The 21,125-nt window shown below is 58.4% G+C and carries 15 protein-coding genes; 12 read left to right on the top strand and 3 right to left on the bottom strand.

Features of this window, described 5'->3' with window-relative positions:
• Positions 1 to 1,533, bottom strand: coding sequence for a glutamine-hydrolyzing GMP synthase (gene guaA, locus H8709_RS04955; protein ID WP_262397258.1), 1,533 nt, complete (start codon positions 1,531 to 1,533; stop codon positions 1 to 3).
• Positions 1,534 to 1,763: 230 nt separating this feature from the next.
• On the opposite strand from guaA, the gene H8709_RS04950 reads away from it, so the two are divergent.
• Positions 1,764 to 3,020 (top strand): Ig-like domain-containing protein, encoded by a 1,257-nt coding sequence (locus H8709_RS04950; protein ID WP_262397257.1) that lies wholly within the window; start codon positions 1,764 to 1,766, stop codon positions 3,018 to 3,020.
• A 49-nt stretch (positions 3,021 to 3,069) separates the two neighbouring features.
• On the opposite strand, the gene H8709_RS04945 is transcribed toward H8709_RS04950, so the two are convergent.
• Both H8709_RS04945 and H8709_RS04940 read right to left on the bottom strand, forming a co-directional pair.
• Complete coding sequence (locus tag H8709_RS04945) at positions 3,070 to 4,857, bottom strand: LTA synthase family protein (protein ID WP_262397256.1); 1,788 nt, start codon at positions 4,855 to 4,857, stop codon at positions 3,070 to 3,072.
• 425 nt (positions 4,858 to 5,282) lie between these two features.
• A complete protein-coding gene (locus H8709_RS04940) occupies positions 5,283 to 6,206 on the bottom strand; it encodes a S1 RNA-binding domain-containing protein (protein ID WP_262397255.1) in 924 nt (307 codons plus the stop codon).
• A 336-nt stretch (positions 6,207 to 6,542) separates the two neighbouring features.
• Between H8709_RS04940 and H8709_RS04935 the strand changes: the two genes are divergently transcribed.
• The 11 genes from H8709_RS04935 to rpoC all read left to right on the top strand — a co-directional run bounded on the left by H8709_RS04935 (position 6,543) and on the right by rpoC (position 21,010).
• Entirely contained in the window at positions 6,543 to 6,734 is a 192-nt protein-coding gene (locus H8709_RS04935) for a DUF951 domain-containing protein (RefSeq protein ID WP_262397254.1), read from the top strand.
• A 10-nt stretch (positions 6,735 to 6,744) separates the two neighbouring features.
• Positions 6,745 to 7,821 carry a peptide chain release factor 1 gene (gene prfA / locus H8709_RS04930; protein WP_262397253.1) on the top strand — a complete coding sequence of 359 codons (1,077 nt, stop codon included), beginning with the start codon at positions 6,745 to 6,747 and terminating at the stop codon, positions 7,819 to 7,821.
• A gap of 13 nt (positions 7,822 to 7,834) precedes the next feature.
• On the top strand, positions 7,835 to 8,866 hold the full coding sequence (locus tag H8709_RS04925) for an L-threonylcarbamoyladenylate synthase (RefSeq protein ID WP_262397252.1): 1,032 nt from the start codon (positions 7,835 to 7,837) through the stop codon (positions 8,864 to 8,866).
• A complete protein-coding gene (gene coaE, locus H8709_RS04920; protein ID WP_262397251.1) occupies positions 8,863 to 9,474 on the top strand; it encodes a dephospho-CoA kinase in 612 nt (203 codons plus the stop codon). The genes H8709_RS04925 and coaE overlap by 4 nt, the downstream gene beginning before the upstream one ends.
• A complete protein-coding gene (locus tag H8709_RS04915) occupies positions 9,459 to 10,052 on the top strand; it encodes a lytic transglycosylase domain-containing protein (RefSeq protein WP_262397250.1) in 594 nt (197 codons plus the stop codon). Before coaE ends, H8709_RS04915 begins: the two co-directional genes overlap by 16 nt.
• 17 nt (positions 10,053 to 10,069) lie before the next feature.
• Positions 10,070 to 11,473: an aminopeptidase gene (locus H8709_RS04910; protein ID WP_262397249.1), complete on the top strand. Its 1,404-nt coding sequence runs from the start codon at positions 10,070 to 10,072 to the stop codon at positions 11,471 to 11,473.
• Positions 11,474 to 11,659: 186 nt separating this feature from the next.
• On the top strand, positions 11,660 to 12,055 hold the full coding sequence (locus H8709_RS04905) for a lysine exporter LysO family protein (RefSeq protein WP_262397248.1): 396 nt from the start codon (positions 11,660 to 11,662) through the stop codon (positions 12,053 to 12,055).
• Positions 12,052 to 12,654, top strand: a complete 603-nt coding sequence (locus H8709_RS04900; protein ID WP_262397247.1) for a lysine exporter LysO family protein — start codon at positions 12,052 to 12,054, stop codon at positions 12,652 to 12,654. Before H8709_RS04905 ends, H8709_RS04900 begins: the two co-directional genes overlap by 4 nt.
• A 342-nt stretch (positions 12,655 to 12,996) precedes the next feature.
• Entirely contained in the window at positions 12,997 to 13,341 is a 345-nt protein-coding gene (locus H8709_RS04895) for a cupin domain-containing protein (RefSeq protein ID WP_262397246.1), read from the top strand.
• Between the two features lie 355 nt (positions 13,342 to 13,696).
• Positions 13,697 to 17,458, top strand: a complete 3,762-nt coding sequence (gene rpoB / locus H8709_RS04890; protein WP_262397245.1) for a DNA-directed RNA polymerase subunit beta — start codon at positions 13,697 to 13,699, stop codon at positions 17,456 to 17,458.
• Between the two features lie 12 nt (positions 17,459 to 17,470).
• Positions 17,471 to 21,010 carry a DNA-directed RNA polymerase subunit beta' gene (gene rpoC, locus H8709_RS04885; RefSeq protein WP_262397244.1) on the top strand — a complete coding sequence of 1,180 codons (3,540 nt, stop codon included), beginning with the start codon at positions 17,471 to 17,473 and terminating at the stop codon, positions 21,008 to 21,010.
• Positions 21,011 to 21,125 lie beyond the last annotated feature (115 nt).

The raw sequence follows: 21,125 nt of genomic DNA, 5'->3' as shown, positions 1-21,125 counted from the left end.
TTATTCCCATTCTATCGTAGCCGGTGGTTTCGAAGTCACGTCGTAGACGATTCTGTTGATGCCGCCCACTTCGTTGACAATGCGGTTGGACACCCGCTCGAGCACGTCGTAAGGGATGCGCGCCCAGTCGGCGGTCATGAAGTCGGTGGTGGTGACGCCACGCAGCGCCAGCGTATAATCATAGGTGCGTCCGTCGCCCATGACGCCTACGGAACGCATGGAGGTAAGCACTGCGAAGTACTGATGAATATCCCGATCGAGCCCCGCCTTGGCGATCTCCTCCCGGAAAATAAAGTCGGCGTCCTGCAAAATGGAAATTTTTTCTCGGGTGATCTCCCCGATGATGCGGATGGCGAGACCCGGTCCAGGGAAGGGCTGGCGCCACACCAAATAATCGGCGAGGCCAAGCTCCAGTCCCAGCGCCCGAACTTCGTCCTTAAACAAAAGCCGCAGCGGCTCGATGATCTCCTTAAAGTCTACGTAATCGGGTAGGCCGCCCACGTTGTGGTGGCTCTTGATGACCGCGGCATCTCCCACGCCCGACTCGATGACGTCGGGGTAGATGGTGCCCTGGACCAGATAGTCCACCCGGCCGATCTTCTTGGCCTCGTCCTCGAAGACGCGGATGAACTCTTCACCGATGATTTTGCGTTTGCTCTCCGGGTCGCTGACCCCCGCGAGCTTCGCTAAGAAGCGGTCTCCGGCGTTAACCCGGACAAAATTGATGCCGCTGTTTGCAAAAGCGGCCTCCACCTCGTCCCCTTCGTTTTTGCGCATGAGGCCATGATCGACAAAGATACAGGTTAGCTGGCTGCCCACCGCTTTGGCCAGCAGCGCCGCCGCGACGGAGCTGTCCACGCCGCCGGAAAGAGCGAGGAGCACTTTCCCGTCTCCCACCTTTTCCCGGATGGATGCAATGGCGGATTTGGCGTAATCGCCCATGGTCCAGTCGCCCTTGGCGCCGCAAACTAAGTACAGGAAGTTGTGGAGCATCTGGATGCCGTTTTCGGTGTGGAGCACCTCCGGATGAAACTGCAAACCGTAGAGCTTGCGCGCCGGGTCCTCCATAGCCGCTGTGGGACAAGCGGCGGTATGGGCGGTGGAAGTAAAGCCCTCGGGCAGGGTGGAAATATAATCCGTGTGACTCATCCAGGTGATGCCCTCGGAAGGCAGATCCCGGAAGAGGAGACAACGGGTATCGAACTGTGTGTGCGTTTTGCCGTATTCCCGGGTGTTCGGCGTTTTGACCTGCCCCCCCAGCAGATGGGCCATCAGCTGGATGCCGTAGCAGATTCCTAGGACCGGGATACCCAGCTCAAACAGCTTCGGATCGCATTTGAGGGACTCGTCCAGATAGACGCTGTTGGGCCCTCCGGTGAAGACGATGCCGATGGGGTTTATTTCTTTAATTTTCTCCAGCGGCAGGGTATAGGGGTGGACTTCACAGTAGACAGAGCACTCGCGGATTCTCCGGGCGATCAGCTGGTTATACTGGCCGCCGAAGTCCAGGATCAGAACTGTTTCATGTGTCATATACTTCCCGACTTTCTTTATAAATTTTTTAAATTGTTTATCTTTATACTTTCTTCATTTTGCCATGCTTTCGATAAAAATGCAAGCAATATGCCACAAAAGATACATGGAAATCCGGCAGAAAAAGCCATGGTAAATTTATTCAGGTATCCTTTGCAAATTGGGGCAGAAAATAAGGACAGGTATTCTTTGATGAACCATCATTCCATCCAAAACGGAGGTTTTACAGCATGAAAAATAAAATGAAAGAGCTTTCCGCCGCGCTCATGGCCGCTGTGATGCTCTGCACCAGCGCCTTTGCCATCGGCGACGTGTGGTGGCCAGCGGCCGCCACGACCAAGGAAGAAACCTGCACCATCACCTTTAAAAAGGGCGGCGTCTATGAACTGTCCCCGGTAGATCTGGAATACCGCCTGGGTATCGCCCAGGGAGAACTCAAGGGGATCACCATCACCAAGCTCCCCGCAGTGGGAGACGGCATTCTGATGCTGGCCGACATCGAGGTGGACGAGTACGATTATGTCCCCCGCGAAAAGATTCACAGCATGTATTTTGTCCCCATCCGTGACATTACCACCACCTCCTTCACCTTTATCCCCGAGTGCGACAATCCCACTGTCACCACCCTCAACATGAATTTCACCGAGGATTTAAAGGCCTCCCCCAAGGTTTCGGATTTAAAATTTGCCACCATGTCGGGAGCTGTCTTGTCCAGCGCCTTTGACTGCTATGATGTGGACATGAATGACGTCACCATCAAGATCACCCAGCAGCCCACCAAGGGCGAGCTCAAGGTGAGCGGCATGTCCTTCTCCTATGAGCCCTATCCCGGCGAGACCGGCAAGGACCGCTTCTCCTATTGTGCCGTGGACAGTCAGGGCAACTATTCCTCCGACGCCGTAGTCAACATCGATTTGGAAAAATGTTCCGGTACCCAGTATGCCGATATGGCCAAGAACCCCTCCGCTTACGCCGCTGTGAAGCTGAGTGAAGCGGGTCTGATGACCGGAGAAAAGCTGGGCGGCACTCAATTATTCTACCCAGAACGTTCTGTCAGCCGCGGAGAACTGATGATGATGCTTTTGGCCGCCAAGGGCTATGATAAGGACCTGGCCGCCTGCGTCAACACCGGCCTTGACAACGACAGCGAGATTCCTATGTGGCTCAAACCCTATGTGGCAAGCGCCATGGAAAATGGGCTGATCACCGAATCAAGCTTCCAGGCAAGCGGCGTGCCCACCAACGCGGAGGCCGTCGTCATGGTCAACCGGGCTTCTGGTGTGGACAACGCCACCGGTGTCAACCTCAAGGTGTCCGACGCCGGGGAAATCCCCGACTGGGCCACCCAGTCCTATATGAACCTGAGCGCCTACGGGATGCTCTCTACCCACGATGGCAGCGTTTATCCCACCAAAGAGCTCAGCCGCGCGGGCGCAGCGGATTTGGTTTGGGCTTTGTGCCAGCAGGAAAACGCCTCGGAGAAATAATCACTGCAATAAAAAACAGCCGCATTTGCGGCTGTTTTTTTATTATTTTTTAGCCCGCGTCGGAGCAGAAATCCTGTCCGAACACCCGGTCGTAGGTGAGCATATCCAAAAACTCATCCGACTTCACGTTTTGGACCGACGTGGGGGAATAGACGGGGACTTCTTTGCGATGGGCCAGCATGGTGGAGGCAAGCTCGGTCTGGGGAATGCCGGCCACGTCGATGAGCAGGTAAGGCAGGTAGAAGGTGGAAACTTCCTCGGTAGGAAGACCGCTCAAATCCGCGCCATAGTTGCTCCAAATGAAGTAGGACTGCTTGTAAATTTCAGTGCTGTTGCTGTAATCGATGCCCGCGTCGTCATAGGTGGTGTTCGTATGGGTGAACATGGGGAAGTGGTCGCCCACAAAGAAGACCAACGTCGGCTCGTTGAGCTGCTTGAGCCCCTCGAGAAACTCACCCAGCGCCCGGTCGGTCTCGCGGATGCCGCGAAGATACTGGCCCAGCTCCGCGTCTCCGACGCCGTTTCCGGTGTAGGGCTGATGGTTTTGCATGGTGGTGGTAAAGATGAGGCTGGGCTCGTCGTTTTGAGAGAGCAGGGAGGTGATCTGATGGAAGAGGGTCTGGTCGTCGATATACTGGTTGGAGCCGAAGCGGGTCCGCTCCACGGTCAGATCGTCCTCAAAATACATTTTGTCAAAGCCGAAAGTGGAGTAGATGCTTTTTCTGCCGTAGAAGGAGCTGGAGAACGGATGGATATAATAGGACTTGTAGCCGTACTGGCGGTAATAACTGGCCACCGAGGCGTTGGAATCTTTATCCTTGAGCATTTTTTGGGGTGCCGGCGGGGTGTGCAGGCTTTTGACCGGCATGCCGGTCAAAAGCTCAAACTCGGTGCGCACGGTGTAGCCGCCGAAGGTGGGGACCACGCAGGTGCCGCCGAAACCTTCCTTTTTGGCCTTGTCAAAATTTTGATAGATGGTGGGGTCCACATCCAGCTTTTCCAGCTGCCGGAAATCAGCGAAGGACTCGGACATGATCATGATCACATTGGGTTTGACGCTGCCCCCGGTTTTCTGGCTGCCCTGGATGAGCATGCTGTCCACCGTCTCCTCGTTGTAGTTCTGGGGACGGGCGACCCGGGTGGAGAGATATTCCGCGGCCGACTGGGTAAAATAGGTGATGAGATTGGTCTCCTGGAAATGCTTGTCGGCCATGAAGACGTTGGCGGTATCCGGCTCCTCCACCCGAAACAGTTCGAAGACGTCCATAGCCATGGTAGGGGTGACAAAGAAAATACAGACCACGGCAAAGGTGGCGCAGAAACTAAGCATCCGGTATTTGAGCCGGACTTTGTTTTCCAGCTTGAAGAAGTAGGCCGCCGCCACATAGGCCGCCAACAGCAGGAAGTTGAGGACCAGGTACCAGGTCAGATGGATGTTGGCAAACTTGGCAATATCGGTGGCGTTGGAGGTCATCTGCAAGTCGGTGATGGTGAAGTGGGTCCCGCTGACGTCGAATTTAAAATATTCGACCCAGGAGACAATGAAGAAGATGAGCCCTGTCAGGCCCATGGAGATACAGGTGCGTTTAAAAAGCAGGGAGGTCAGCAGGAAGATCACCGCGACGATGAGGTAGTCGAGAAGAATGATCTGGGGATTGCGCCCCATGAAGGTAAAGACCTGCCCCAGGTTTTGAATATGGTTGAGCTCGGTGGTAAAGGCGAGAAACAGCGGGAAGAACCCGACCATCAACAGCCGCAGCACGAAAAGCAGGCTAAAATCGTGGCCGCCGATGGAAAAACGTTTCTGCTCCAATTTTTCAAGCACGATATTGTTCACCACGCTTCCTTATATTTGTTCTGCCGGGCAAATCCCCGCGGCAGAATTCTGATCTGTTTTATACTATAACAGAAATTTCTTTCAAAAATCTTACGGCCAGCTTTAGGATTTATGAATCCTTATTTACAGTGGAGTTTTCCCCGGTTCCAGCGGGGATGAAACTTGTTTCACATCGGAGTATACCATAATAGAATACGATATGCCTCTTATTATATGCCAATTTTTGTTTTTTGCAAGGAAATAGGCGGGATTTGACAGCAAAAAAGGCCTTTGGCCATTTTTCGCGCGGGAAGGGAGGCTGCCGGGCGCAGTGGCCATGTGCTTTTGGCGGCAAAAAGGAGTGCGAAACGGCACGTTTCGCACTCCCCAAAAGAGGTCATATTCAAAAGGTCGGCAGCCGTCAGGCGGGGATGGGGAACAGAGCGTCAAAACACTGTTTCTACCAGCTTTGCGGCGCTGTCGGGGGAATACTGCCAGCGGGAGAGGGTCCCCTCCTCGATGAAATACCGGGGCTTTTCGGGGGAATACTGGGCGTCGAAGGCGTCGACGATGATGAGTTTGACCTTCATCTTCTCGGGGATGAGGCTCTTGATATAGACGCTGGCGTGCTGTCCAGCGGCCACGTCGTCCCGCGGCTCGGCCAGTCCCGCCAGATTGGGGGTCAGCTCCACAAACACGCCGTAGTCCTCCACCGACCGGATGATGCCCGCCACCGTCTGCCCGTTCTGGAAGAGCGCCGCGTTTTCTTCCCAGGTGCCCAACAGCTCCTTGTGGCTCAAGGTAATCCGCCCGTTTTCATCCACTGAGCGGACCACGGCCTTGATGTCCTGGGACACGCGGAAGCGGTCCTTGGGGTGGGAGATGCGGGAGATGGAGATGGCGTCGATGGGGATCAGGGAGGAGATGCCGCAGCCGATGTCCACAAAGCAGCCGAAGGGCTCCAGGTGGGTGACCCGGGCGTCCAGGATGGTGCCGGGGGTGAGAGTGGGGAGATATTCCTCCATGCACTGCTGCTGGACGGCCCGGCGGGAGAGCAGGGCATAGGCGTCCCCGGAGGCGTCCTTTTCAAAGCCGGTGACCACGAAACACACCGGCTTATTGACGCGGGAGATGACCGCGATGTCCCGGGTGGTGCCGTCGGCAAGGCCCCAGGCCCCTTCTTCCCGGGGGATGACGCCCCGCATGCACCCTAGGTCCACCGTCAGGTTGTGGGCGCTGTCACAAAGGATGGCCCGGGCCTCTAATATTCGGGAGGACTGGCACGCCTCATGAAGCGCGGCCTGACTTTTGAGCGCCGCCCGGTTTTCATAGGTGTCGATGAGCCAGCCCTCGGGTTTATAATCGTACATCTGTGCGACCTCCTTTTTATTGCACGTAATCAGATTCGTCGGTCCCCAAAGCCCGGGCGGTGCCGGGCTCCCAACGACGGGAAGCGGCCCGAAGCCGCGGGTTATTTTTGTTCCGCTTTCATATATATGCGCCGGGCTCCTCCAATATCCTGCTTTTTCTTGGGGCCCGCATCGGGGGCTTGCGCCCGCCGTGGGGCATGAAAATCGGGAAAAGGGGAGAAATTGGAGCGGGATTTACCGGATAAATATTGCGGGGAATTGGACACTTTGCTATAATAGAACTTTAGTAAAAGATACCATTCCCACAAAAAGCGGGTTGCCAGGAGGTCGTGTGAAATGGATGTGCGGGTGGGCGATACCCTCGTCATGAAAAAAAGCCATCCCTGCGGGGAAAACGAATTTTTGGTGCTGCGCTCCGGGATGGACTTCCGCATCCGGTGCAAAAAGTGCGGCAGGGAGGTCATGGTGCCCCGGGCCAAGGTGGAAAAGAATATTAAGAAGATCGTCAGAGTTGCAAGTGAAGGGTAAGAGGTAGATTATGTTTGAAAAGCTCAAAAATGTAGAGGACCGCTACGAGGAGATCAGTGACCGTCTCATAGACCCGGCGGTGATCGGGGACAACGAGCAGTACAAAAACCTGATGAAAGAATACAAGAACTTAACCCCCATCGTGGAGAAGTACCGGGAGTACGCCGGGGTCAAAAAGACCCTGGACGAGGCCAAGGGCCTCCTCGACGAGGGCGGCATGGAGAAGGACTTCCGCGAGATGGTGGAGGAGGAATACAGCGAAAGCAAGGAGAAGATCGAGCAGATTTCCGAGGAGCTCAAAATCCTGCTTCTCCCCAAGGACCCCAACGACGAAAAGAACGTCATCGTGGAAATCCGCGGGGGCGCCGGCGGCGACGAGGCGGCCCTGTTTGCAAACTCCCTCTACCGGATGTACACCATGTACGGCGAGAGCCGCCGCTGGAAGAGCGAGGTCCTCTCGGCCAATCCCACGGAATTGGGCGGCTTTAAGGAAATCAGTTTCTCCATCGAGGGCGAAGGAGCCTATTCCCGCCTCAAGTTTGAAAGCGGCGTCCACCGGGTCCAGCGGGTCCCCGAGACCGAGACACAGGGACGCATCCACACGTCCACCGTCACCGTAGCGGTACTGCCTGAGATGGAGGATGTGGAGGTCGAGATCAACCCCGACGACCTGCAAATCGACGCCTTCCGGGCCGGTGGCGCGGGCGGACAGCACGTCAACAAGACTTCTTCCGCCATCCGCATCACCCATCTGCCCACCGGGCTGGTGGTGGAGTGCCAGGACGAGCGCAGTCAGTTTAAAAATAAAGATAAGGCCATGAAGATTCTCCGCTCCCGGCTCTATGAAAAAGCCCAGAGCGAGCAGAATGAGAAGATTGCCTCCGAGCGCAAGCTCCAGGTGGGCACCGGGGACCGCAGCGAGCGGATTCGGACCTACAACTATCCCCAGGGCCGGGTGACCGATCACCGGATCGGGCTGACCCTCTATAAAATCGAAAGCATCTTAAACGGCGACCTGGATGAGCTCCTGGACGCCCTCATCACCTTCGATCAGGCCGAAAAGCTCCAGGCCCAGAGCGAGGAATAGAGGAATAACTGTGATGAATACGCAAATACTGCCCATAGAGGACCCTGCGCTTACGCCTGACGCGGTGGAGACGGCGGCCAAACTGCTCCGAGCGGGCGGCCTCGTTATCATCCCCACCGAGACGGTCTACGGTCTGGCGGCCAACGCCCTGGACGGGGTAGCCGTCCGGCGCATTTACGAGGCCAAGGGACGGCCGGGGGACAATCCCCTCATCGTGCATGTCAGCGACATGGAGATGATCCCGCCGCTGACCGCACAGTTTCCGCCCGCCGCCCAAAAGCTGGCCCGGGCCTTCTGGCCGGGGCCGCTGACCATCATCGTCAAAAAGAGCGGCCGTATCCCCTATGAAACCTCCGGCGGCCTTGACACCGTGGCCATCCGGATGCCCTCCCACCCGGTGGCCCGGGCCATCATCGCGGCGGCGGGACTGCCCCTGGCCGCCCCCTCGGCCAACCTGTCGGGGAAGCCCAGCCCCACCAACGCCGCCCGCTGCATCGAGGACATGATGGGCCGGGTGGACGCTATCGTGGACAGCGGCCCCTGCCAGGTGGGGGTGGAATCCACCGTCATCACCCTGGCCGAGGGCAAGCCCCGGCTGCTGCGTCCCGGCGGGGTCACCGTCGAAGCGCTCCGGCGGGTCCTGGGAGAGGTGGAAGTGGACCCGGCGGTCCTCCACCAACTGGAAGCCGGGGCGAAAGCCAGCTCCCCGGGCATGAAGTATAAGCATTACGCCCCCAAGGCCCACGTCATCATTCTGGACGGGACGCTCGAGCAGTTTGTCAGCTATGTGGAAACGCACAAGCGTGGCAGAACCGCCGCGCTGTGCTTTGCTGGGGAGGAAAGCGCCCTCCCGGTGCGTGCCTTCCCCTACGGCAAAAAGGACGACCCGGAGACCCAGGCCAAGGAGCTCTTTGACCGGCTGCGGGAACTGGACGACGCGGGGGAAGAGACGGTCTACGCCCGTTGTCCCGGCAAGGAGGGCATGGGCCTTGCCGTCTACAACCGGCTCATCCGGGCCGCGGGGTTTGAGGTGGTGAAGCTGTGAGCTTTGTCTTGGGGCTGACCGGCCAGACCGGCGCGGGAAAAACCACCGTCTCCCAGATTCTGCGCCGGGCGGGCTTTCCCGTCATCGACGCCGACGGGGTGGCCCGGGCGGTGGTGGAGCCGGGACGCCCGGCGCTCCTTACCTTAGCGGAAACCTTCGGGGAAGAAATTCTCAGGGAGGGAAGACTGGACCGCCGGCGACTGGGGCAGATTGTGTTTGCCGACAAGGGGGAGCTCATGCGCCTCAACGCCATCATGTTTCCCCACATCTGCCGGGAGATCGAGGCCCAGATCAAGGCTCTCGACCGGGCCGGGGAAAAGGCGGTGGTGCTCGACGCCCCCGTCCTCTTTGAAAGCGGGGCCCAACAGCTTTGCGACAGCGTCTGCGGGGTCATCGCCCCGGTGGAAGTGCGGTGCGCGCGGATTATGGATCGAGACTCCCTTCGTCGGGAGGAGGCCATGGACCGCATCCGCAGCCAGCACGGCGACGCCTTTTTTTATCAAAACTGTGATATAATCATCGAAAACAGCGGCAGTTTGCGAGAGCTTGAGGAAAGCGCCCGGAAACTGGCCCACATGCTGAAAGGGAGATTATGCCAAGACGATTAACATCCACCGCCCGGCGACGAAATCCGCTCAAAATTCTGGCGGTGATCGCCGTGGTGCTGGTGGCGGCGGCCGCCATCTTCTGGGCGGCCCGGGACAAATACTACGAAATGGCCTATCCAATGAAATATACCGAGATCATCGACCAGTACGCGGAGAAAAACAATCTCCCGAAGGCGCTGGTCTATGCGGTGGTGCGCTGCGAGAGCGGCTTTCGCCCGGACGTCGTATCCTCCATTGGGGCCAGGGGGATGATGCAATTGACCGAAGACACCTTCGACTGGGTGAAATACCGGATGGGGGACGAGCGGGACATCACCTACGACGACATGTTCGACCCCGAGCGCAATGTGGAGTACGGCACCTTTTTGCTGCGTACCCTGCTGGATGAATATGAGACCATCGACAACGCCCTGTGCGGTTATCACGCGGGGTGGGGCAGCGTGCGGCAGTGGTTAAATAACCCCAAGTATTCCAGCGATGGGAAGAATATCGACCATATCCCCTTTGGGGACACCTCGCAATACGTAAAAAAGGTCAATAAGACCATGGAAAAATATAAGGAGCTCTACGATCTGTGAGCAAGGAGGCAACCAATATGAAAGAGGAAAAGAGCGCGGCGGCGCTTTTACAGGAAAAACTGACCGACAAGCCGAAAAACAGCTACGACACCATGAGCGAAATGGAGATTGACAAAGCGGTCTCCTTCTGCGAGGGCTACAAGTCCTTCTTGGACAGCGCCAAGACAGAGCGGGAAGCGGTGGACGCCATCGTGGAACTGCTTTCGGCCAAGGGGTACAAAGAGTTTACCCTGGGAACCAAGTACGCGCCCGGGGAGAAGGTCTACTACAATAATCGGGGCAAGGCTCTCATCTGCGCCACCATCGGCACCGAGCCCATGGACCAAGGCGTCCTCATCGCCGCGTCCCACATCGATTCCCCCCGCCTGGACTTAAAGCCCCGGCCGGTCTATGAGGACAACGAGCTGGCGCTTTTTAAAACCCACTATTACGGCGGCATCAAGAAATACCAGTGGACCGCCATCCCGCTGGCCCTCCACGGCGTGGTGGTCAAAAAGGACGGTGAGACGGTCAAGGTGCGCATCGGCGAGGAGGACGGGGACCCGGTCTTCTGCGTCACCGACCTGTTGCCCCACCTGGCCACCGAGCAGAGCAAACGGACCCTCTCCGAAGGGGTCAAGGGGGAGGAGCTCAACATCCTCATCGGCAGCCGCCCTTTTAAAGACGACAAGCTCAGCGAGAAGGTGAAGCTGGGTATCCTCGCCCTTCTCCATGAAAAGTACGGCATGGTGGAGGGGGATTTCCTCTCCGCGGAGCTGACCATGGTCCCCGCCTTCAAGGCCAAGGACTTAGGGCTTGACCGGAGCATGGTGGGTGCCTACGGCCACGACGACCGGGTCTGCGCCTACACCTCCCTCATGGCGACGCTGGACTGCCCCGCTCCCAAGAAGACCTCCGTGGTCATCTTCGCCGACAAGGAGGAGACGGGCAGCGAGGGGAACACCGGCCTCGACTCCTGCTTCCTCAAATACTTTATCGCCGACCTGGCCGCCCCCTACGGGGTGGAGGGCCGCACGGTGCTCCAGCACTCCCAGTGCCTGTCGGCCGATGTCAACGTGGCCTTTGATCCCACTTTCCCGGACGTGGTGGAGAAGAGAAACACCGCCTACCTCAACTACGGCGTGGTGGTGACCAAATATACCGGCGCCCGGGGCAAGAGCTCCACCAGCGACGCCTCCGCCGAGTTTATGGGTAAAGTCCGTTCCATCCTGGACAATGCCGGCGTGGCCTGGCAGACGGGGGAGCTGGGCAAGGTGGACTTTGGCGGCGGCGGCACCGTGGCCAAGTATATCGCCTCTCTGAGCGTGGATGTGGTGGATGTGGGTGTGCCCGTCCTCTCCATGCACGCCCCCTTTGAGGTGGTGGCCAAGAACGACGTATACGAGACCTACCGGGCCTTCTACGCATTCCTCAACCAGTAAGAGGAGGCCTGTTACAAGCAAAATAAAGTCCGGCGGCGGAAGATTTCGCCGCCGGACTTTTGCGGCCGAAGGGCGGGAAGTAGTATTCCTGTCTCCGAGAGGGAGGACAGAATATCCCGCCCCGTTGCGGTTTTGGCGGGAAACCGCCAAAAAGCGCGTCACAGAAAAAGCAAAAGGGGGACCACCATGATTTCCACACTGATTTTCATGGCCATCGGCATGTTCATCGGGGCCAAGCTTTTCCCGGCGAAGCTCCAAAAATATAACAGCGTCCTGCAGCAGGCCTGCGTCTTTCTGCTCATCTTCTCCATGGGGATTTCTTTGGGCAACGGCCCCACGTTCTGGGAGGATTTGAGAACCGTGGGCTGGGAGTCGGTGGTCTTTGCCCTGACCACCATCGCGGGGAGCATCCTGTTTGTCTGGCTCCTCACCCGGAAGCTGCCCCGGCCGGGGGAGGCGGAGGACGCCGTTGAGGAGGTCATGGAAGCCGCCTTGGCGGAGGGAGCGAAGGCGGCTTCCGTCAAAGAGGACGGCGGGGCAGAACCGGACGAGCTGACCGTCGGGGGGAGGGAAGACGCATGACCATCCTCCTCGCCATCGTCTGTCTCGTCGCCGGGGTCCTTTGCGGACAGTTCATCCCCCGGGAGGCGGTGGGACTCATCGACAGCGCCTCGGACGTGCTGTTAAATTTGCTCCTCCTCTCGGTGGGGATCACCGTGGGCGCTAACAAGCTCATCTTCCGCAAACTCAAGGAGTTTAACCTGCGGGTTCTCTACATACCGCTGGGCATCATCGCCGGTTCTCTCCTCTTCGGCACGGCGGCGGGATTGCTCATGGGGCTGCCGCTCAACACGTCGTCCGCCATCTCGTCGGGGCTCGGATGGTACAGTCTCTCGGGCATCATGCTCAAGGACTTGGCCGGGGCCCAGATCGGCACCATGACCTTTTTGAGCAACATCTTCCGGGAGATTTTTTCCTTTATTCTCATTCCCCTCATCGCCACCCGCTTGGGGCCCTATACCGCCATCGCCCCGGCGGCGGCCACCAGCGAGGACACCACCCTGCCCATCCTGATGAAATACACCAGCGAGGAGGTGGCGGTTATCGCCGTCATCAACGGGGTCATTTGCTCCACCGCAGTGCCCATTTTGGTCTCTTTTACGTTTAAGGTGTTTGCCTAAAGCGGACGGGCCATGCGGGCGCTTCGGGAGAGTAACTTTCGCGCCGCCGGCGGGGACGGAAAAAAGCGGAAATAGAGCCCGCGCGCGGGAAATGGGCCACAGTAACCGAGGCTACCATGTGCGCGACATGCTCACCGCCAGGAACGGACGAAAGCGGAAACGAGACCCGCTCGCGGGGTATGAACCACAGCAACCATGGGAACCAAGTGCGCGGAATGCCCGCCGCCAGGCGCGCGGCATGCTCACCGCAGGTGCGCGCTTGTGTTTTCTCTCCTTTTGCGCTATGCTAGAGATAATTAAACCGGCCTGGTTGGAAGGCAAAACACGAAAGGGGAGAAAACTATGGTAGTCAAAAAAGCGGACATGAAGGTGGAAAAACGCTCGGCCTGGCGGGGCGGGGACGGCGCCATCGAATGCAGGCATTTGGCACCCCAGGGAAACCCTGCCAAATGGCGCTTCGCCGCAGAGCTCACCTTTGCCCCCGGCGACTCCATCGGGGAGCACGCCCATAGTGGGGAAACCGAGCTTTACTATGTAATGGAGGGCGAGGGGACGGTCATGGATAACGGCCAGCCGGTACAGGTGGGCCCGGGCGACGCCGTGTTTACCGGCGGCGGCGCGTCCCACTCCATCAAGAATACCGGCGATGGGATCCTCCGGTTATTGGCCCTCGTGGTCGAGGAATAGGAAATCCCATTGGAATTTCACAAAAAGAAAACCCGGCCGCATTTGCGGCCGGGTTTTTGCGCGGCTTGTCAGGATTCGTAAAGAACAGACGGGAATCATCAAAAAAGGAACGCAAACCGCGTTCCTATCCATCTTTTTCGACGAGAAAACACGCCAAAATGTTCTTGACATTAGCGCTCATCTATTATATACTAATATACTGTATCAAAATGGCTATACGCGCCCTAATACCCAAGTATTATAGCACAGGGTACAGAGAATTTCAATACGTATCAGCGAATCAAACAGAAAGATATGGGGCTTCCTGTTTGGTTTGCATAAAAGGTTGGCAAATAGACGAATGGAGTGTGAGCCTATGGTGAATGTCAAGCCGGTGCAACTCGGAAAGAATACGCGCATGAGCTTCGCCAGGATTAACGAAGTCCTGGACATGCCCAATTTAATCGAGGTGCAGAAGAATTCTTACAAATGGTTCCTGGAAGAAGGTCTCAAGGAAGTATTCCGCGATATTTCCGCCATCACTGATTACACCGGAAACCTGGTTTTGGATTTTATCGACTACCGCCTGGACGATAAACCGAAGTACTCGGTGGAAGAGTGCAAGGAAAGAGATGTAACCTACGCCGCACCGCTGCGTGTCCGCGCAAGGCTCCTCAACAAGGAGACGGGAGAGGTCAAGGAGCAGGAAATCTTCATGGGAGATTTCCCCATCATGACCGAGAGCGGCACCTTCATCATCAACGGCGCCGAGCGCGTCATCGTTTCCCAGCTCGTCCGGTCCCCCGGCATCTATTACGGCATGTCGTTTGACAAGACGGGCAAAAAGCTCTTTACCTCCACGGTCATCCCTAACCGTGGCGCATGGCTCGAATATGAGACGGACTCCAACGACATCTTCTATGTCCGCATCGATAAGAACCGGAAAATCCCTGTCACTACCTTCATCCGCGCGTTGGGTTTGGGCAGCGACCAGGAGATTCTGGACTTCTTCGGCGAGGATGAGCGGGTTCTCGCCACCATTCAGAAGGACGCCACCAAAAATACCGAAGAGGCCCTTTTGGAGGTTTACCGGAAACTCCGTCCGGGCGAGCCTCCCACAGTCGACAGCGCCCAATCCCATATCGACGCGCTGTTCTTTGACCCCCGCCGGTACGATCTGTCCCGGGTGGGCCGCTACAAATACAATAAAAAGCTGGCGATTTCCGCCCGGATTGCGGGACGGAAACTGGCGGCTGTTGTCGTCAACCCCTTAACCGGTGAAATCCTGGGCGAGGAGGGAGAAATCCTGACCCGCGAAAAGGCTCTCGCCATCGAAAAGGCCGGTGTGGACACCGCCTACATCGACATGGAAGGGAAACTGGTCAAGGTCATCTCCAACGGCATGGTGGACCTGCAGGACTTCTTCCCCGAGGTGGATCCCAAGGCTCTGGGCATCAACGAAAAGGTCCGCTTCTGCGTGGTCCAGGAGATTTTGGAACAGAACCTGGAGGGCGAAGCCCTCTCCGAGCTGATCGCTTCCCGGGTGGACGACCTCATTCCGAAACACATCATCAAGGCGGATATCCTCGCCTCGATCAACTATATCAATAACCTAGGCTGCGAAGTCGGCAAGATCGACGACATCGACCACCTGGGCAACCGCCGCATCCGCAGCGTGGGCGAACTGCTGCAAAACCAGTTCCGCATCGGCTTCTCCAGAATGGAGCGGGTCATCCGTGAAAGAATGACCATCCAGGCCCAGGATATGGACGTGGTCACTCCCCAGGCGCTCATCAACATCCGCCCGGTGGTGGCCTCCATCAAGGAGTTCTTCGGTTCTTCGCCCCTGTCCCAGTTCATGGACCAGACCAATCCTCTGGCGGAACTGACCCACAAGCGCCGCCTCTCGGCCCTGGGCCCGGGCGGACTTTCCCGTGACCGCGCCGGATTTGAGGTGCGCGACGTGCACTACAGCCACTACGGCCGTATGTGCCCCATCGAGACCCCGGAAGGACCCAACATCGGACTGATTTCCTATCTCGCCACCTTTGCGAGAATCAATGAATACGGCTTTGTGGAAGCGCCCTACCGCCGGGTGAACAAGGAAACCGGCGTCATCCTCGACGAAGTGGTCTACATGACCGCCGACGTGGAGGACGACTTCATCGTCGCCCAGGCTAATGAGCCCATCGACGAAAACGGCTGCTTCGCAAGACCGAGGGTTAACGCCCGCTACCGGGATGAGATCATCGAGGTGGAGAGAGAGCGTGTCGACTTCATGGACGTCTCCCCGAAGATGGTGGTTTCCGTGGCCACGGCCATGATCCCTTTCCTCGAAAACGACGACGCCAACCGCGCCCTGATGGGCTCCAACATGCAGCGGCAGGCGGTTCCTCTGCTCAAAACTCAGTCCCCCATCGTCGGCACCGGCATGGAGTACAAAGCGGCGGTGGATTCCGGCGTGGTGGTGCTCAGTAAACATGACGGCGTGGTGGAGCGCGTCTCCGCCGACGAGGTGGTCATCCGCACCGACGACGGCGAGCTGCACCCCTACCACCTGATCAAATTCCTGCGCTCCAACCAGGGTACCTGCACCAACCAGCGTCCCATCGTGGACCGGGGCGAGCGGGTCAAGGTGGGCCAGGTCATCGCCGACGGCCCCGCCACCTGCAACGGCGAGATCAGCCTGGGCAAAAACGTCCTCATCGGGTTCATGACCTGGGAGGGCTACAACTACGAGGACGCGGTCCTCATCAACGAAAAGATCGTGCGGGACGACGTGTTTACGTCCATCCACATCGAAGAATATGAAATTGAGGCCAGAGACACCAAGCTCGGCCCCGAAGAAATTACCCGCGACATCCCCAACGTGGGCGAGGACGCCCTCAAGGACCTCAACGATATGGGCATCATCCGCGTCGGCGCCGAGGTTCGTGCCGGCGATATCCTGGTGGGCAAAGTGACCCCCAAGGGCGAGACCGAGCTCACCGCCGAGGAGCGGCTCCTGCGCGCCATCTTCGGCGAAAAGGCCAGGGAAGTCAGGGACACCTCCCTGCGCGTGCCCCACGGCGAATACGGCATCGTGGTGGACGTCAAGGTCTTCACCCGTGAAAACTCCGACGAGCTCTCTCCCGGGGTCAACATGGTGGTGCGCTGCTACATCGCCCAGAAGAGAAAAATTTCGGTGGGCGACAAGATGGCCGGACGCCACGGCAACAAGGGCGTTGTTTCCCGCATCCTGCCCCAGGAGGATATGCCTTTCCTCCCCGACGGCACACCGCTGGACATCGTGCTCAACCCGCTGGGCGTTCCCTCCCGTATGAACATCGGCCAGGTGCTGGAAGTTCATCTGGGTTACGCCGCGGCGGCTTTGGGCTGGAAGGTCATGACCCCGGTCTTTGACGGCGCACACGAGGAAGACATCCGCGAGTGCCTCAAGGAAGCGGGCCTTCGCGAGGACGGCAAGACCGTGCTCTACGACGGACGCACCGGCGAGCCCTTTGATAACCCCGTCACCGTGGGTTATATGTACTTCTTAAAACTGCATCACTTGGTTGACGATAAGATTCACGCCCGCTCCACCGGCCCGTACTCCCTGGTCACCCAGCAGCCGCTGGGAGGCAAGGCCCAGTTCGGCGGCCAGCGCTTCGGCGAGATGGAGGTCTGGGCCCTGGAAGCCTACGGCGCCGCTTACACCCTGCAGGAAATCCTGACGGTCAAGTCCGACGACGTGGTGGGCCGTGTCAAGACCTACGAAGCCATCGTCAAGGGCCAGAACGTGCCCAAGCCCGGTATCCCCGAATCCTTCAAGGTGCTCATCAAGGAGCTCCAGTCCCTGTGCCTGGACGTCAAGGTGCTCGACGCCGACGACCAGGAGATCGACCTGAAACAGACCTTCGACGACGACGAGGATATGGGACTCGCTCCGGTGGAGGAGCCCAGCACCTTCGAGAACCAGGAAGTGGAAGTCGAAGAGGACCTGGAGGGCTACGGTGTAGAGGAGCCTGAAATCGACGAGATTGACGACGTATTTGAGGCGCTGGACGTCTTCGACTTGGACGACGGCAGCGATGAAGTCGTGGATGTGGAAGTGGATCTGGGCGTCGACATCGCAGGCATGGAAGACGAAAATCTGTAAGGGGGTCGCAATATGGAATTTAATGTATTCGAATCGATAAAGATCGGCCTGGCCTCTCCCGACCAAATCAGGGAGTGGTCCTACGGCGAAGTGAAAAAGCCGGAGACGATCAACTATCGGACACTGAAGCCAGAGCGCGACGGCCTTTTCTGCGAGCGCATCTTTGGGCCCCAGAAGGACTGGGAGTGCCACTGCGGAAAGTATAAGCGCCTGCGCTACAAGGGCAAGATCTGTGAACGCTGCGGCGTCGAGGTCACCCGGGCCAAGGTCCGCCGCGAAAGAATGGGACACATCGAGCTGGCGGCCCCGGTCTCCCACATTTGGTATTTTAAAGGAATCCCCTCCCGGATGGGCCTGATCCTGGACCTGTCCCCCCGGTTCCTTGAAAAAGTGCTTTACTTTGCACAATATATCGTCATCGATCCCGGCGCCACCCCGCTGGAGAAAAAACAGCTCCTCAGCGAGAAGGAGTACCGCGATATGCGGGAAAAATATGAGGACGAGTTCAAAGCCGGCATGGGCGCGGAGGCCATTAAAGAGCTGCTGACCGAAATCGATCTGGACCGGCTCTCCAAGGAGCTCAAGGACGAGCTGGAGGGCGCTTCCGGACAGAAGAAGGTCCGCATCCTCAAACGCCTGGAAGTCGTCGAGTCCTTCCGCCAGTCCGGCAACCGCCCGGAATGGATGATCATCGACGTGGTGCCGGTCATTCCGCCGGACATCCGCCCCATGGTCCAGCTCGACGGCGGCCGTTTCGCCACCTCCGATTTAAACGATCTGTACCGCCGGGTCATCAACCGCAACAACCGCCTCAAACGGCTCCTGGAGCTGGGCGCGCCCGACATCATCGTGCGCAATGAAAAGAGGATGCTCCAAGAGGCGGTGGATGCCCTCATCGACAACGGCCGCCGCGGCCGTCCGGTGACCGGTCCCAACAACCGGCCGCTCAAATCCCTCTCCGACATGCTCAAGGGCAAACAGGGACGCTTCCGCCAGAACCTGTTGGGTAAGCGCGTCGACTACTCCGGACGTTCCGTTATCGTAGTCGGGCCCGAACTCAAGATGTACCAGTGCGGTCTGCCCAAGGAGATGGCGTTGGAGCTCTTTAAGCCCTTCGTCATGAAGCGCCTGGTGGAGACCGGCGCCGCCGGCAACATCAAGAGCGCCCGGAAGATGGTCGAGCGGGCCAAGGGCCCCGTCTGGGACGCCCTGGAAACCGTCATCAAGGACCATCCGGTCCTCTTAAACCGCGCGCCGACCCTGCACAGACTGGGCATCCAGGCCTTTGAGCCGGTGCTGGTCGAGGGCCGTGCCCTCAAACTCCATCCGCTCGTCTGTACCGCCTACAACGCCGACTTCGACGGCGACCAGATGGCCGTCCACGTCCCCCTGTCCGCCGAGGCCCAGGCCGAGGCCCGCTTCCTCATGCTGGCGGCCAATAACCTCCTCAAACCCTCCGACGGACGTCCGGTGGCGGTGCCCACCCAGGACATGGTGCTGGGCTCCTACTACCTGACTCTGGTCAAGGACGGCGAGCCGGGCGAAGGCAAGGTTTTCCGGGACGTCAACGAGGCGCTCATGGCCTACCAGGAGGGCGTCGTGGGGCTCCACGCCCCCATCCGTGTGCGGGTCACCAAGGAAATCGGCGGCAAGAAGATGACGAAACTCATCGACGCCACCGTGGGACGCCTCATCTTCAACGAACCTATTCCCCAGGATCTGGGTTATGTGGATCGGTCCAATTCCGAGAACCTTTTCAGCCTGGAAATTTCCTTCCTGGTCGGCAAGAAGCAGCTGGGCCAGATCATCGAAAAATGTATAAAAGTGCATGGAACGGCAAAAACTGCTGAGGTACTTGACAAAATTAAGGCCCAGGGCTTTAAGTATTCCACCCGCGGCGCCATCACGGTCGCGGTGTGCGACGCGGTGATCCCGCCCCAGAAGAAGGAACTGCTGGAAGCGGCGGAAGCGAACATTGAAAAGATCACCCGCCAGTTTAAGCGGGGCCTTATCTCCAACGAGGAGCGCTACAACCAGGTCATCAAGACGTGGGACGACACCACCAAGAAAGTGTCCGACGCGCTGACCGACAACCTGGATCAGTATAACCCCATCTTCATGATGGCCGACTCCGGCGCCCGTGGTTCCATCAACCAGATCCGGCAGCTGGCCGGTATGCGCGGCCTCATCGCCAACACTTCCGGCGCCACCATCGAAATCCCCATCCGCGCCAACTACCGGGAAGGCCTCAACATCTTGGAGTACTTCATCTCCTCCCGTGGCGCCCGAAAGGGTCTGGCTGACACGGCGCTGCGTACCGCCGACTCCGGTTACCTGACCCGCCGTCTGGTCGACGTCTCCCAGGAGGTTATCATCCGCCAGGACGACTGCGGCACCCACGAGGGCATCTGGGTCTCCGACATCAAGGACGGCAGCGAGATGATCGAGCCCATGACCGAGCGCCTCATCGGCCGGTATGTGGCCGACGATGTCATCGACCCGAACACCGGGGAGCTCTTAGTGAGCAGGGACAAGATGATGGATGACGCGGACGCGGCCAAGATCGCGGCGGCGGGCATCACCCGGCTCAAAATCCGCTCCATCCTCAACTGTGAGTCGAAGCACGGCGTCTGCGCCAAGTGCTACGGCGCCAACCTTGCCAACGGCAATCCCGTGGCCGTGGGCGAAGCGGTGGGCATCATCGCGGCCCAGTCCATCGGCGAGCCGGGCACCCAGTTGACCATGCGTACTTTCCACACCGGCGGTATCGCGTCGGCCGAGGATATCACCCAGGGTCTTCCCCGCGTCGAGGAGCTCTTCGAGGGAAGAAAGCCCAAACATCTGGCCATCATTTCCGAGATCGGCGGCGAGGTCCGGATGGAAGAAATCAAGAAAAACCGCCATGTGGTGGTCTTCAATAAAGAAACCAATGATGAAAAGAGCTATCTGATTCCCTACGGCTCCCGCCTGCGGGTGCAGGAGGGCGATGTAATTGAAGCCGGCGACATGCTCACCGAAGGTTCGGTCAATCCCCACGACGTGCTGGCCATCAAGGGATCGCTGGCCGTCCAGGATTACCTGATCCAGGAAGTCCAGCGCGTCTACCGGATGCAGGGCGTTGACATCAACGACAAGCACATCGAGGTCATCGTCCGCCAGATGCTCCGCAAGGTCCGGGTGGACGACGCGGGCAGCACGGGACTCCTCTCCGGGGCGCTGGTCGACAAGACCGAGCTGCGAGCGGCCAACCGGGAGATCGACGAGCGCATCGCCGCCGGGGAAGAGGGTCTTGAGAAAGCCACCTTCATTCCGGTGCTGTTGGGTATCACCAAGGCATCCTTGGCCACCGACTCCTTCCTGTCCGCGGCCTCCTTCCAGGAGACCACCCGCGTCCTCACCGAAGCCGCCATCAAAGGCAAGGTGGACCCGCTTTTGGGACTCAAGGAGAACGTCATCATCGGCAAGCTCATCCCTGCGGGCACCGGTATGAACTGTTACACCAATGTACAGGTTGTTCCCACCGGAGAGGTATTGACAAGCGTGCAGGAATAATGGTAAACTATATACTTGTGTGAAACAGGTAAACTTGCGTTTTTCTCTCGTTTTTTGTTGGCTTGCGCGGGGAATTGTCCCCGCGCATGACATAGATTCCGGGCTTTTGCCCGAC

The sequence above is a fragment of the Zongyangia hominis genome (assembly GCF_014385095.1).
GTDB lineage: Bacteria > Bacillota > Clostridia > Oscillospirales > Ruminococcaceae > Zongyangia > Zongyangia hominis.
This window is presented reverse-complemented; position numbering and strand designations above follow the sequence as displayed.

Coding starts and splice junctions, on each gene's coding strand:
- H8709_RS04935 (WP_262397254.1), top strand. CDS start 6,543: ATGGATGTGCGGGTGGGCGATACCCTCGTCATGAAAAAAAGCCATCCC.
- guaA (WP_262397258.1), bottom strand. CDS start 1,533: ATGACACATGAAACAGTTCTGATCCTGGACTTCGGCGGCCAGTATAAC.
- prfA (WP_262397253.1), top strand. CDS start 6,745: ATGTTTGAAAAGCTCAAAAATGTAGAGGACCGCTACGAGGAGATCAGT.
- rpoB (WP_262397245.1), top strand. CDS start 13,697: ATGGTGAATGTCAAGCCGGTGCAACTCGGAAAGAATACGCGCATGAGC.
- H8709_RS04940 (WP_262397255.1), bottom strand. CDS start 6,206: ATGTACGATTATAAACCCGAGGGCTGGCTCATCGACACCTATGAAAAC.
- H8709_RS04900 (WP_262397247.1), top strand. CDS start 12,052: ATGACCATCCTCCTCGCCATCGTCTGTCTCGTCGCCGGGGTCCTTTGC.
- H8709_RS04905 (WP_262397248.1), top strand. CDS start 11,660: ATGATTTCCACACTGATTTTCATGGCCATCGGCATGTTCATCGGGGCC.
- H8709_RS04895 (WP_262397246.1), top strand. CDS start 12,997: ATGGTAGTCAAAAAAGCGGACATGAAGGTGGAAAAACGCTCGGCCTGG.
- H8709_RS04915 (WP_262397250.1), top strand. CDS start 9,459: ATGCCAAGACGATTAACATCCACCGCCCGGCGACGAAATCCGCTCAAA.
- H8709_RS04925 (WP_262397252.1), top strand. CDS start 7,835: ATGAATACGCAAATACTGCCCATAGAGGACCCTGCGCTTACGCCTGAC.
- H8709_RS04910 (WP_262397249.1), top strand. CDS start 10,070: ATGAAAGAGGAAAAGAGCGCGGCGGCGCTTTTACAGGAAAAACTGACC.
- rpoC (WP_262397244.1), top strand. CDS start 17,471: ATGGAATTTAATGTATTCGAATCGATAAAGATCGGCCTGGCCTCTCCC.
- H8709_RS04950 (WP_262397257.1), top strand. CDS start 1,764: ATGAAAAATAAAATGAAAGAGCTTTCCGCCGCGCTCATGGCCGCTGTG.